The 13,472-nt window shown below is 71.6% G+C and carries 10 protein-coding genes; 5 read left to right on the top strand and 5 right to left on the bottom strand.

Annotation, left to right across the window (positions count from 1 at the left end; all coding sequences use genetic code 11):
• Positions 1-95: 95 nt before the first annotated feature.
• The 5 genes from EIO00_RS02675 to EIO00_RS02655 form a co-directional block, all read right to left on the bottom strand.
• Complete coding sequence (locus tag EIO00_RS02675) at positions 96-1,178, bottom strand: ABC transporter permease (protein WP_241661065.1); 1,083 nt, start codon at positions 1,176-1,178, stop codon at positions 96-98.
• Complete coding sequence (locus EIO00_RS02670) at positions 1,175-2,692, bottom strand: sugar ABC transporter ATP-binding protein (RefSeq protein ID WP_140175277.1); 1,518 nt, start codon at positions 2,690-2,692, stop codon at positions 1,175-1,177. The genes EIO00_RS02675 and EIO00_RS02670 overlap by 4 nt, the downstream gene beginning before the upstream one ends.
• An 81-nt stretch (positions 2,693-2,773) precedes the next feature.
• A complete protein-coding gene (locus tag EIO00_RS02665; RefSeq protein WP_140175276.1) occupies positions 2,774-3,961 on the bottom strand; it encodes an ROK family transcriptional regulator in 1,188 nt (395 codons plus the stop codon).
• 331 nt (positions 3,962-4,292) lie between these two features.
• Positions 4,293-5,111 carry an enoyl-CoA hydratase/isomerase family protein gene (locus EIO00_RS02660; protein ID WP_140175275.1) on the bottom strand — a complete coding sequence of 273 codons (819 nt, stop codon included), beginning with the start codon at positions 5,109-5,111 and terminating at the stop codon, positions 4,293-4,295.
• A 9-nt stretch (positions 5,112-5,120) separates the two neighbouring features.
• Positions 5,121-6,020 carry an SDR family oxidoreductase gene (locus tag EIO00_RS02655; RefSeq protein WP_140175274.1) on the bottom strand — a complete coding sequence of 300 codons (900 nt, stop codon included), beginning with the start codon at positions 6,018-6,020 and terminating at the stop codon, positions 5,121-5,123.
• Positions 6,021-6,262: 242 nt separating this feature from the next.
• Between EIO00_RS02655 and EIO00_RS02650 the strand changes: the two genes are divergently transcribed.
• The 5 genes from EIO00_RS02650 to EIO00_RS24435 all read left to right on the top strand — a co-directional run bounded on the left by EIO00_RS02650 (position 6,263) and on the right by EIO00_RS24435 (position 13,343).
• Positions 6,263-7,321 (top strand): NAD(P)H-dependent amine dehydrogenase family protein, encoded by a 1,059-nt coding sequence (locus tag EIO00_RS02650; RefSeq protein ID WP_140175273.1) that lies wholly within the window; start codon positions 6,263-6,265, stop codon positions 7,319-7,321.
• A gap of 17 nt (positions 7,322-7,338) precedes the next feature.
• On the top strand, positions 7,339-8,253 hold the full coding sequence (locus EIO00_RS02645; protein WP_140175272.1) for a glutathione S-transferase family protein: 915 nt from the start codon (positions 7,339-7,341) through the stop codon (positions 8,251-8,253).
• 195 nt (positions 8,254-8,448) lie between these two features.
• Positions 8,449-9,117, top strand: a complete 669-nt coding sequence (locus EIO00_RS02640) for an AIM24 family protein (protein WP_140175271.1) — start codon at positions 8,449-8,451, stop codon at positions 9,115-9,117.
• 213 nt (positions 9,118-9,330) lie between these two features.
• Positions 9,331-13,050, top strand: coding sequence for a multifunctional oxoglutarate decarboxylase/oxoglutarate dehydrogenase thiamine pyrophosphate-binding subunit/dihydrolipoyllysine-residue succinyltransferase subunit (locus EIO00_RS02635; protein ID WP_140175270.1), 3,720 nt, complete (start codon positions 9,331-9,333; stop codon positions 13,048-13,050).
• Between the two features lie 122 nt (positions 13,051-13,172).
• Complete coding sequence (locus EIO00_RS24435; protein WP_175596102.1) at positions 13,173-13,343, top strand: DUF6104 family protein; 171 nt, start codon at positions 13,173-13,175, stop codon at positions 13,341-13,343.
• Positions 13,344-13,472: the final 129 nt, after the last annotated feature.

Here is a 13,472-nt window from a genome sequence, read left to right as displayed (position 1 = left end):
CGTTCGGGAAGACGTTGCGGAAGACGTTGCGGAAGACGCGGCGGGAGCGGCGTGACGCGCCCCTCGGGGGGGGGACCGGCGCCGGGCGGCCGGCGCTAGGTGACCGCGGCGGTGCGCAGGCCGCGCCGCTGCAGCAGCACGGCGATGACGATGATCACTCCCTTGGCGATGAGCTGGTCGCTGGTGTCCAGGCCGTTGAGGATGAACAGGTTGGTGATCACGGTGAAGATCAGCAGTCCCAGGATGGAGCCGACCAGCGTGCCGCGTCCGCCGGACAGCAGCGTGCCGCCGATGATCACCGCCGCGATGGCGTCGAGCTCGTACAGGTCGCCGTGGGTGGAGGAGCCGGTGGTGGTGCGGGCCATGATGATGATCGCGGCGATCCCGCAGCACAGCCCCGACAGCGTGTACAGCAGCAGGGTGTGCCGTCGCACGTCGATCCCGGCCAGCCGGGCGGCCTCGGGGTTGCCGCCGACCGCGAAGGTGCGCCGGCCGAAGGTGGTGCGGTTGAGCACCAGCCAGCCGACCACCACCACCGCCGCGAACAGGTAGACCAGCAGCGGCAGCCCCAGCACCCGGGTGGTGGACAGCGCCTCGATGGCGTTGTTCTCCGGGCGGATGAGCTGGGTGCGGCGGTCGGAGATGCGCTGTGCCAGCCCGCGCGCGGCGACCAGCATGGCCAGGGTGGCGATGAACGGCACCATCCGGCCGTAGGCGATCAGCAGTCCGTTGATCAGACCCGCCCCGGTGCCGACCAGGACGGCGCAGACCGCCATCATCGCCGGCCCGTGCGACTGGGTGGCCACCGTGGTCGCCCACACCGAGGCCAGCGCCATCACCGCGCCCACCGACAGGTCGATCCCGCCGCCGATGATCACGAACGTCATGCCGACCGTGATCACCCCGATGGTGGCGGCCAGCGACAGGATCGAGACGATGTTGCTCGAGGTGGCGAAGTGGTCCGGCTTGGTGATCAGCCCGACTAGCACCAGCAGCAGCAACGCCGTCGCCAGCCCGGCGTGCCGTCCGGCCGCGCCGACACCGGACGGCACGACCGGCGGCCGGAGGAACCGGGGCGGCCGGGGCCGGGCGGAGGCGGTGACCGCCTCACCGGCCGGTCGCCCGCTCACGTCCTTCACCGGGGTCTCCCGGGAGCGGTCCGATCCTGCGGAGGTCACGCGGCGCTCCCTTCCATGATCAGATTCAGCACGCGGTGTTCGTCGAGCTCGACGGCCGGGGCCTGGTGCACCAGCCGGCCCTCGCGGATCACCAGCACCCGGTCGGCCAGCCCGAGCACCTCGGGGACCTCGCTGGACACCAGCAGCACCGCGACGCCGTCGTCGGCCAGCCGCCGGATCAGCGCGTACAGCTCGGCCCGGGCGCCCACGTCCACGCCGCGGGTGGGCTCGTCCAGCAGCAGCAGCCGGCGGCCCTGGACCAGCCAGCGGGCCAGCACGACCTTCTGCTGGTTGCCGCCGGAGAGGGTGCGGACCGGGCGTCGCGGGTCGGCGGGGCGGATGTCCAGGGCGGCGATCTGCTCCAGGGCGGCGGCCCGCTCGCGGCGGCGGTCCAGCCAGCCCGCCGAGGCGTACCGGGGCAGAGCGGCCAGGGTGATGTTGGCGGTGACGGACTGGTCCAGCAGCAGCGCCTGGCTCTTGCGCTCCTCGGGGGCCAGTCCCATCCCGAGCCGCACCGCCGTCTCGGTGCTGCCGGGCCGGACCGGGCGCCCCTCCAGCAGCACCCGCCCGGAGGAGGGGCGGCGCCGGCCGTAGATCGTCTCCAGGATCTCCGAGCGGCCCGCGCCGACCAGCCCGGCCAGCCCGACGATCTCCCCCGCTCGGACGGAGAAGGAGATGTCGGCGAACCGGCCCGGCAGGGTCAGGCCCTCCACCCGCAGCACCTCGGGGCCGTCGGCGGGCCGCGCGGGCCGCGGCGGGAAGACGTACTCCACGTCCCTGCCGGTCATCAGGGAGATCAGCCGCTCGGTGGGGGTGTCGTCGGCGGGCAGCCCGGCCGCCGCCGTGCGACCGTCCTTGAGGACGGTGACCCGGTCGCCGATCCGGCGGATCTCCTCCAGCCGGTGCGAGATGTAGATGACCGCGACCCCCGCGGCGGTCATCTCCCGGATGATCCGGAACAGGTTGTCCACCTCGTCGTGGGCGAGCGCGGCGGACGGCTCGTCCATCACCAGCACCCGGGCGTTGCGGGTGAGCGCGCGGGCCATGCTGACCACCTGCTGCTCCGCCGGGGACAGCCGCCCCGCCTCGCAGGTCGGGGAGATCTCCGGATGGCCGAGACGGGTCAGCAGGTCGCGGGCCGCCCGGTCGGTCTCGGCGCGCCGGAGGAAGCCGCAGCGGGCTCGCTCGTGTCCGAGGAACAGGTTCTCGGCGACCGACAGTCCGTCCACCAGGTCGAGTTCCTGGTAGATGGTGGCGATCCCGGCCTTCATCGCCGCGTCGGGGGTGGGCAGCCGGACGGGCCGGCCGTCGATGAGGATCTCGCCGGCGTCCGGCCGGTGCGCTCCGGACAGCACCTTGATCAGCGTGGACTTGCCGGCGCCGTTCTGGCCGAGCAGGCAGTGCACCTCGCCGCGGCGCACCTGCAGGTCGACGCCGTCCAGGGCGCGCACGCCCGGGAACTGTTTGACGATCCCGCGCATGTGCAGCAGCGGGGGCGGATCGGGTGGACTCATGGGTCCTCCTGGGGGCCGCCCGGATGAGACCGGGCGGAGGAGCGGCCCCGGACGGCGGGGCCGCCCGGGGGTCGAGGGGTGTCAGGCGGGTGAGAAGACGTGGTCGCTGATGAGCCGGGTCGCCCCGATGACCCCGGCGTGATCCCCGAGTTCCGACAGCACGATGGGCAGGTTGCCGGTCGCCAGCGGGGGCGAACGGCGGTAGACGACGCTGCGCACCTCCGCCAGCAGCGTGTGGCCGAGCCTGGCCACCCCGCCGGCGATGATGATCAGCCCCGGATTGAAGAAGCTGACCAGCCCGGCCAGCACCTGGCCGACCCGGCGGCCGCCCTCGCGGATCATCCCGATCGCCACCGGGTCGCCGGAGGAGGCCGCGGCGGCCACGTCGGCGGCGGTGACGGTCCCGGCCTCGGCCAGCCGCCGGGCCAGCGCCGCCGAGCGTCCGGCGCGCGCCGCCGCCAGCGCGTCCCGGGCCAGCGCCGCGCCGCCGAAGTACGCCTCCAGGCAGCCGGTGTTGCCGCAGGCGCACAACGGGCCGTCGTCGTCGACCCGGATGTGCCCGATGTCGCCGGCGCTGCCCGACACGCCGCGGTAGATGGCGCCGTCCACGACGATGCCGCAGCCGATGCCGGTGCCGATCTTGACCAGCAGGAAGTCGCGCACCGAGCGGGCCACGCCGCCGTGCAGCTCGCCCAGCGCCATGATGTTGACGTCGTTGTCCACCAGCACCGGGCAGCCCAGTTCCTGGGCGATGACGTCGCGCACGGGGAACCGGTCCCAGCCGGGCATGATCGGCGGCGCCACCGGCATGCCGTCGCGGAAGCTGACCGGTCCGGGCACCCCGATCCCCGCTCCGTGCACCTCCGGCAGCAGCCCCTCCTGCCGGAGCTTGCCGAGCAGCTCCAGCGCCCGCTCCAGCACGGCGGTGGCGCCGAGCCGCACGTCGCAGGGCTCGGAGAGGTGCCCGAGGATCTCCAGTTCGCCGTTGGTGACCGCGACGTCGATGGAGGTGGCGCCGATGTCGAACCCCACGAACCGCAGCCGCGGGGACAGCCGCACCACCGAGGAGCGGCGTCCGCCCCGAGAGGCGGCCAGCCCGGCGGGCTCCACCAGTCGCAGCTCGATCAGCCGGTTGAGCTCCATGGCCAGCTTGGACCGGGAGAGCCGGACGATGTCCCCCAGTTCGGCGCGGGAGCGGGGACCTTCGTCGCGGAGCAGCCGCAGCAGTCGCGCCTGATGCCGGTTCTCGGGCCGCGCCGTCGTCCGCATCACGCCGTTCCCTCCTGGGCCGCCGGGGCCCGGCCGTGGGGGCTGTTGGCGCGAACGTACCTACTTTCGCCCGGTTTGAGAAGACCTTTCCTTCAGATCGTCGGAACTTTCTCCACTGAGAGAACAAAGAAGGGCGCAGACCCCCGCCCGCACTCCTTCACGTCCGTTCACGCCGGCCCGTGCCGACGGGCCGGCCTCGGCGGGTCACGAGCACGACGCGCGGGCGGGCCGGTCCCGCCGCCGTGCCGGTCCGCCGGGCGGCGCGGGCGGACCGGCACGAGCGTGCCGGGAACGGGCCGGAAAGGGGGCCGCGGGGCCGCCCCGCGGACGTCTACCGATTGGCGAACCGCGGAGGGCGTCGTTCCAGCGCGGCGGTCATCCCCTCGGCCAGGTCCTGAGTGAAGAACGCCAGCGTCTGGACACCGGTCTCGGCGAGGAGCTGCTGCCGGAGGCCGGGGGCGTCCAGCGAGGCGTTGAGCAGCTCCTTGGTGCGCCGCAGACCGTACGGGGACCGTTGCAGCAGCTCGTCGGCCAGCTCCAGGGCGCGGTCCAGGTCCCCGCCCCGGTCGGCCTCCTCGGTGACCAGCCCCAGCTCGCGGATCTGCTCAAAGGACAGCCGCTGGGAGCGGTACAGCAGGTCGGCCGCCTTCGTCGGGCCCACCAGGCGGGGCAGCAGCCACGACAGCCCGCAGTCCCCGCCGGACAGGCCCAGATTGGTGAACGGCAGCACCAGCGTGGTGGTCGGGTCGGCCACCCGCAGGTCGCAGGCCAGCGCCCAGGACGCCCCCATCCCGGCGACCGGCCCGTGCAGCGCTCCGATCACCGGCTGCGGGATCTCGCGCAGCCGGGCGGTGACCTCGCCGCTCAGGGCGATGCCCCGGTAGAGGGCCTGCGGGCGGCCCTCCGACGACGCGCCGGCGGCGATCGCGTCGTCGCCGGAGATGTCCATCCCCGAGCAGAATCCGCGACCGGCGCCGGTCAGCACCACCACGTGGGTCCGCGAGTCGCGCATCAGCCCGTTGAGGACGTCCAGCATCAGCTCGCTGACGTCGGCGGTGACCGCGTTCAGCCGCTCCGGCCGGTTCAGGGTGATGACCAAGATCCCCTCTCGCCGGTCGAGCAGCACCCGCTCGTCGGTGTCGCTCGCCATGGCGTCCGCCTACTGCAGACCCGCGATCAGCGGAGCCATCTGGTCGCCCACGTTGCGCGGGAGGGTGTAGGGGTCCTGTGCGTTGATCTGCTCCCAGTTGGCGGCCACGTCCTCGACGGTGAAGCCGTCCTTGCTCATCCAGCCCGGCCCCTCGGCCACGAAGACCTTCGCGATCCGGCCGCCGCCGACGGTGTAGACCTCGCCGCTGGCCTCGTTGCTCTCGTGCACCAGGTAGGCCACCAGCGGGGTCACCTTGTCCACGCTGAGCACCTCGGCGAAGTCGGCGGGCAGCAGGTCCTCGGTCATCCGGGTCCAGGCCACCGGGGCGATGGCGTTGGCCTTGATGTTGTACTTGGCGCCCTCGTGGGCCAGCGTCTTGGTGAACCCGACCAGGCCCATCTTGGCGGTGGAGTAGTTGGCCTGGCCGAAGTTGCCGAACAGCCCGGCCGGGGAGGAGGTGTTGACGATCCGGCCGTACCCCTGCTCGCGCAGGTGCGGCCACGCCGCGCTGGTGACCAGGAACGAGCCGCGCAGGTGCACCGCGATGACCGCGTCCCACTCCTCCACGGTCATGTTCTTGAACGACTTGTCGCGCAGGATGCCGGCGTTGTTGACGACGATGTCGATCTTGCCGAAGCGATCCAGCGCGGCCTGCACGATGGCCTGCGCGCCCTCGGGGGTGGCCACGTTGTCGGGGCTGGCCACCGCCTCCCCGCCGTTGCCCACGATCTCGTCGACGACCTGCTGGGCCGGACCGGCCGACGCCCCGGCGCCGGAGCGGTCACCGCCCAGGTCGTTCACCACGACCTTGGCCCCGCGCGCGGCCAGTTCCAGCGCGTGTCGCCGGCCGAGCCCGTGCCCTGCACCGGTGACGACCGCCACCCGCCCGTCGAAGCGAAGTTCCGACATCCGATCTCCTCATGTCGCAGCGACTGGTCCGGGGAGACGACTCCCCCGTCCTCAGGTAATCACCCTCGGATTGCTCAGTGGTACCACCTGACCGAATCTCACTCGGATTCACCCCCGGGCCAACGCCGGCCATGCCCGGCTCCACAAAAGGACAGGGTTGCGTCAATACCGCGGATTCTCCCTTCTGCTCCGGGTAGTCTCTTTAGCTCCGGTTGCCCTCTCCCGCGCTCCACGGAGGTGGTATGCGGCCGTACCGCGTCGTGCAGTGGGCGACGGGCGCGCTGGGACGCAGCGCGATCAGAGCCGTCCTGGAGCGCCCGGACATGCAGCTGGTCGGTGCGCGGGTCTACGACCCGGCCAAGGTCGGCGCCGACGCGGCCGTGATCGCCGGGAGACCGCCCATCGGAGTGCGCGCCACCGACAGCACCGAGGAGATCCTCGCGCTGGACGCCGACTGCGTGCTCTACGCCCCCGAGAGGCGGCTGTTCCGCGGGAACCTGCCCTACGACGTGGAGACCGTCTGCGCGCTGCTGGCCTCGGGCAAGAACGTGATCTGCCTCACCGGCCTGGTCTATCCGCAGGCCTACGGCCCGGACCTGGTGACGGAGCTGGACCGGGCCTGCAAGGCCGGCGGGGTCTCGGTGCACGGCAGCGGCGTCAACCCCGGCTTCATGGCCGATCTGATGCCGATGCTGCTGTCGGGCCTGTCGCGGCAGATCGTGCACGTCTACGCCCGGGAGTGCTCGGACTTCTCCGGCCATCCGTCCTGGCGGATGGTGCACCAGCAGGTCGGCTTCGGGAAGACCGAGGAGGCCTACGCCCGCAGCCTGAAGGTCGCCCGCCGGGTGCTGCGGGCGACCTTCACCGAGAGCCTGCACATGGTGGCCACCGCGCTGGGGGTGGAGCTGGACGAGGTGGACTGCGACGTGTCCTACCGGCTGGCGCCCGAGGACCTGGAGATCCTGGCCGGCCGCATCCCCAAGGGCACCGTCGCGGCGGCCCGCTGGACGTTCAGCGGCATGGTGGACGGCAACCCGTTCGTCATGGCCGAGGCCATCTACAAGGCCGACGCCGCCCAGATGGGGGTGTGGGGCGACCCCGGCTACGCGGTCCGGGTGCAGGGCAAGCCCTCGATCACGCTGACCACCGACGAGGACTGGGTGTCCAGCGGCATCTCCGCCGCCGCCGCGCACGCGGTGAACGCGGTGCCCGTGATCTGCGAGGCCGAGCCCGGCATCCGCACCTACCTGGACCTTCCGCTGATCACCGGCCGGGCCTTTCTGCCGGACCGCACGACCTGACCCGGGAGACGACCGCCGTGGACATCACCACCCCCGTCGACGGGCGCTTCGTCCGCCAGCCCAACCGCTTCACCGACCGGATCACCGCCGACGGCTCCAGCGGGTTCCCCGCCGAGCCCGGCCGTTACCGGCTGTACGTCTCCTACGCCTGTCCCTGGGCGCACCGCACCCTGATCGTGCGGCGCCTGCTGGGACTGGAGGACGTCATCGGCGTCACCGTGGTCGACCCGATCCGCGACGAGCGGGGCTGGCGCATCCCCGGCGGCGACCCGGTCACCGGCGCCGAGTTCCTCTCCGAGCTGTACCTGGCCACCGACCCCTCGTTCGAGGGCCGCTACACGGTGCCGTGCATCTGGGACACCGTCACCGAGCGGCTGGTGACCAACGACTTCCCCGTCATCACCACGATGATGGAGACCGAGTTCGCCGCCCACCACCGCGAGGGCGCCCCCGACCTGTACCCGGTGGAGCTGCGGCCGGAGATCGACGAGCTGAACGCCCTGATCTACGACACCGTCAACAACGGCGTCTACAAGGCCGGCTTCGCCCGGACCCAGGAGGCCTACGAGGAGGCGATCGACGCGCTGTTCGCCACCCTCGACATGCTGGAGGAACGCCTGGCGACCCGGCGTTACCTGGTCGGCGGGCGGCTGACCGAGGCCGACATCAGGCTCTACCCGACCCTGGTCCGCTTCGACCCGGTCTACCACGGCCACTTCAAGTGCAACCTGCGCCGTCTGGTCGACTACCCCAACCTGTGGGCCTACACCCGCGACCTGTACTCCCGCCCCGCCTTCCGGGAGACCACCGACTTCGACCACATCAAGCGGCACTATTACATGACCCACCCGCACATCAATCCGACCAGGATCGTCCCCAAGGGCCCCGTCATCGACTGGGACGAGCCCCACGGCCGCGAACGTCTCGGCTGACTCGCCGGGCTTGCCCGCCGCGGCCGTCGAGTGTCGTTATGCTGGCGCTTCGTCCAGTGATCGATCGTTGCGTCTTCAGGCTTCCTCGGCGCCGGAGGCCGTCATGAGCCGATGCCCGCGCACACCGAGCACGCGGGCCGCACGAGCCGAGCGAGCGCGACGAGCGCGCCCGAGCGAAGCGAGGCAGGAGCAAGAATGCGTTCTCCGTTCTTCGGGAACATGGAACAGGCCCAACTCCCGGGGCACTTCGCCCTGCAGAACCCCCGGATGCTGCGCATCCACCTGAACGGCGACGTGCTGGCCCGGCAGGGCTCGATGGTGGCCTTCCAAGGGCAGATGGACTTCGACTACGAGGGGTCCGGCAGCGTCGGGCGCTTCTTGAAGAAGGCGCTCACCGGCGAGGGCGTGCCGACGATGCGGGTGCGCGGGCAGGGGCTGCTGTTCCTGGCCCACAACGCCGACGACATCCACCTGTTCTACCTGGAGAACGAGACGCTGACCGTCAACGGGGCCAACATCCTGGCCTGGGACCCGCATCTGCACACCGACATCCAGCGGGTGCAGGGCGCGGGCATCCTGGCCGGCGGGCTGTTCAACACCACGCTGACCGGCACCGGCTGGGTGGCGATCACCGCGCACGGCACCCCGGTGCTGCTGGACCCCGGCCGCGCCCCGACGTTCGTCGACGGCCAGTCGGCGGTCTGCTGGAGCGGCGGGCTGCAGGTGGGGGTCAACAAGACCTTCAAGGTGGGCGCGCTGATCGGCCGCGGCAGCGGCGAGGCGGTGCAGCTGGCGTTCCAGGGCCAGGGCTTCGTGCTGGTGCAGGCCAGCGAGGGCCCCACGGTCCCGCCGCACACCCACTGAGCCCTTCGCGACCGGCGGGGCGGCGGGAATGTCCGCCGCCCCGCAGGCGTTGTGATCTTGCCGAAACCGGCCGTTCCCCTTGGGGTACATCGCCGATAATCGGGCCCTACCGGCCGGTATGCCGTCCGGCTGCCGCCGTGCGGGCCCGAGGCGAGTAGCCTTGAGGCGATTCAGACAACACCTGCGAGCTGCGGAAGAGGGGCGATCCCCGCCGTGTCGACAGAGTCAGCGCGTACTAGTGCCGACCCCAAGACCACAGACTTCGGCGCCAACGAGTGGCTGGTCGACGAGCTGTACCAAAAGTACCTCGAGGACCCGAACTCGGTGGACCAGGCCTGGTGGAACTTCTTCGCCGATTACCAGCCGGACTCCCGCCCGACCACCTCGCAGGACCGGTCGGCGCCGGCGGCCAACGGCTCGGCGACCCGGACACCGGCCCGGCCCGAGTCCGGCGACGGCCGTGCCGCTCCCGCGGCCGGGCCCTCGACCGCGTCCGCTCCGGCGCCGGCCGCGGGTAAGCCCAAGGCGGACAAGAGCGACAAGGCCAAGCCGAGCGCGCCGGTGCCCGCCGGGGCCGAGGAGGTGCGGCTGAAGGGCGTGGCCGCCCGCACGGTCGCCAACATGGAGGCCAGCCTGCAGGTGCCGACCGCCACCAGCGTGCGCGCGGTGCCGGCCAAGCTGCTCATCGACAACCGCATCGTCATCAACAACCACCTGCGGCGCGGCCGCGGCGGCAAGGTCTCCTTCACCCACCTGATCGGCTTCGCCGTGGTGCGCGCGCTGCAGGCGATGCCGGAGATGAACTGGTCCTACGCCGAGGTCGACGGCAAGCCCACGGTGATCAAGCCGGAGCACGTCAACCTGGGCCTGGCCATCGACCTGCAGAAGGAGGACGGCCAGCGCCAGCTGGTGGTGCCCTCCATCAAGGCCGCCGAGACGCTGGACTTCCGCCAGTTCTGGGCCGCCTACGAGGAGATCGTCCGCAAGGCCCGGGCGGGCAAGCTCACCCTGGAGGACTTCCAGGGCACCACGATCAGCCTGACCAACCCCGGCACCATCGGCACCGTGCACTCGGTGCCGCGGCTGATGCCGGGCCAGGGCGCCATCATCGGCGTCGGCGCGATGGAGTACCCCGCCGAGTTCGCCGGGGCGTCGGAGGAGACGCTGGCCCGCATGGGGGTCAGCAAGGTCATGACGCTGACCTCCACCTACGACCACCGGATCATCCAGGGTGCGCAGTCCGGCGAGTTCCTGCGCCGGATCCACCGGCTGCTGCTGGGCGAGAACGGCTTCTACGACGAGATCTTCGAGGCGCTGCGCATCCCCTATGAGCCGGTGCGCTGGGTGCAGGACATCTCGGCCACCCACGAGGACGACGTCGACAAGGTCGCCCGGGTGCACGAGCTGATCCACGCCTACCGGGTGCGCGGCCACCTGATGGCCGACACCGACCCGCTGGAGTACAAGCAGCGCCGTCACCCCGACCTGGACATCCTCCAGCACGGCCTGACCCTGTGGGACCTGGAGCGGGAGTTCGCCACCGGCGGCTTCGGCGGCAAGCCCAAGATGAGGCTGCGCGAGATCCTGGGCGTGCTGCGCGACTCCTACTGCCGCACGGTCGGCATCGAGTACATGCACATCCAGGACCCCGAGGAGCGCGCCTGGATCCAGGCCCGCGTGGAGGTCCCCCACGAGAAGCCCAGCCGCGAGGAGCAGCTGCACATCCTGCGGCGGCTCAACAGCGCCGAGGCGTTCGAGACGTTCCTGCAGACCAAGTTCGTCGGGCAGAAGCGGTTCTCGCTGGAGGGCGGCGAGTCGCTGATCCCGCTGCTGGACTCGGTGATCAGCGCGGCGGCCCGCGCCCACCTGGACGAGGTCGTCATCGGCATGGCGCACCGCGGCCGGCTGAACGTGCTGGCCAACATCGTCGGCAAGTCGTACGCGCAGATCTTCAGCGAGTTCGAGGGGAACCTGGACCCGCGCAGCGCCCAGGGCTCCGGCGACGTCAAGTACCACCTGGGCGCCGAGGGCGACTTCGAGTCCCACGACGGCGCCAAGATCCGCGTCTCGCTGGTGGCCAACCCCTCCCACCTGGAGGCGGTCAACCCGGTGCTGGAGGGCGTGGTCCGCGCCAAGCAGGACATCCTGGACGTCGGCGAGGCCGGCTTCACCGTGCTGCCGGTGCTCATCCACGGGGACGCCGCCTTCGCCGGGCAGGGCGTGGTCGCCGAGACGCTGAACCTGTCGCAGCTGCGCGGCTACCGCACCGGCGGCACCGTGCACATCGTGGTCAACAACCAGGTCGGCTTCACCACCGCGCCGCAGCACTCGCGCTCGTCGGTCTACGCCACCGACGTGGCGCGGATGATCCAGGCCCCGATCTTCCACGTCAACGGCGACGACCCCGAGGCGTGCGCCCGGGTGGCGCGGCTGGCGTTCGAGTACCGCCAGGCGTTCAAGAAGGACGTCGTCATCGACATGGTCTGCTACCGGCGGCGGGGCCACAACGAGTCCGACAACCCCTCCTTCACCCAGCCGCTGATGTACGACCTGATCGACGCCAAGCGCTCGGTGCGCAAGCTGTACACCGAGGCGCTGATCGGTCGGGGCGACATCACGGTGGAGGAGGCCGAGTCGGCGCTGCGCGACTACCAGGAGCAGCTGGAGCGGGCCTTCACCGAGACCCGCGAGGCGCTGGCCGCGGGGACGCCGACCCCGGACTCGGTGTTCAAGGTCGAAGAGGAGGAGCCGGCCGAGCTCGACCACCGCTCCCCGGGCACCGCCATCGATCTGGAGACCATCAAGCGGCTGCTGGACAGCCAGGTCAACCTGCCCGAGGGCTTCACCGTGCACCCGCGGCTGCAGCCGATCCTGCAGCGTCGGGCGCAGTCGATCGAGGACGACTCGGTGGACTGGGCGACCGGTGAGCTGCTGGCGTTCGGGTCGCTGCTGATCGACGGGCACCCGGTCCGGCTGGTCGGCCAGGACTCCCGGCGCGGCACCTTCGGCCAGCGGCACGCGGTGCTGGTGGACCGCAAGACCGGCGAGGAGTACACCCCGCTCAAGCAGTTCGGGCAGGGCGTGTCGAAGTTCTACGTGCACGACTCGCTGCTCAGCGAGTTCGCCGCGATGGGCTTCGAGTACGGCTACTCGCTGACCCGTCCGGACGCGCTGGTGTGCTGGGAGGCGCAGTTCGGCGACTTCGCCAACGGCGCCCAGTCGATCATCGACGAGTTCGTGGTGTCCGGCGAGCAGAAGTGGGGTCAGCACTCGAAGCTGGTGCTGCTGCTGCCGCACGGCTACGAGGGCCAGGGCCCGGACCACTCCTCGGCCCGGATCGAGCGGTTCCTGCAGCTGTGCGCGCAGGACAACATGACGGTCGTGTACCCGACCACCACCGCCAACTACTTCCACCTGCTGCGCTGGCACGTCAAGTCGGATCGGCGCAAGCCGCTGGTGATCTTCACGCCCAAGTCGCTGCTGCGGCACAAGGGCGCGGCGGCCCGGATCTCGGAGATCACCGAGGGCGCGTTCCTGCCGGTGATCCCCGAGCGGGGGGACATCGACCCGGCGGGCGTGCGGCGCGTGCTGATCACCACCGGGAAGATCTACTACGACGTGGTGGCGGCCCGGGACGCGAAGAAGGCCGCCGACACCGCGGTGATCCGGCTGGAGCGGCTGTACCCGCTGCCGGTCGGGGAGCTGAAGGCGGAGCTGGCCAAGTACCCGGCCGACGCCGAGCTGGTGCTGGTGCAGGACGAGCCGGCCAACCAGGGCGCCTGGCCGTACCTGGCGCTGACGCTGCCGAGGTTCCTGGACGGCCGGACGCTGCGCCGGATCTCCCGCCCCGCCAGCTCCTCCCCCGCGGTGGGTTCGGCCAAGCTCCACGCCCTGGAGCAGGAGGCTCTGCTGCAGCAGATCTTCCCCGGCTGATCCCGTTCCCGTCCGGGGCGGCCCGGAGGACGGATCGGATGCGCGACGCCGAGGGCCCCGGGGCACCGGGGCCCTCGGCCTGTTCCGCGGGTGGCGTCGACGTCAGTGAGGAGGAGGAGAGGGTGTACTTCACCGACCGGGGCATCGAGGAGCTCTCCGAGCGCCGCGGCTCCGAGGAGGTCACCTTGGAGTGGGTGGCCGAGCGGCTGCGCGAGTTCGTGGATCTGAACCCGGAGTTCGAGACGCCGATCGACCGGCTGGCGACCTGGCTGGCCCGGCTGGACGAGGAGTGAGCCCGGCCCGCCCCGCCGTGCGGCGGCGACGGTGGAGACGCCTGCTCCGCCGCGGCGGCCCCGGGCCGCGGCCTTTCGGGAGCGCGCCCTCGCCGGGGGTCCGGCGAAGAGGTCTTTGACTCTTCGAAA

This window comes from Thermomonospora catenispora (genome assembly GCF_006363815.1).
Classification (GTDB): Bacteria; Actinomycetota; Actinomycetes; order Streptosporangiales; family Streptosporangiaceae; genus Thermomonospora; species Thermomonospora catenispora.
This window is presented reverse-complemented; position numbering and strand designations above follow the sequence as displayed.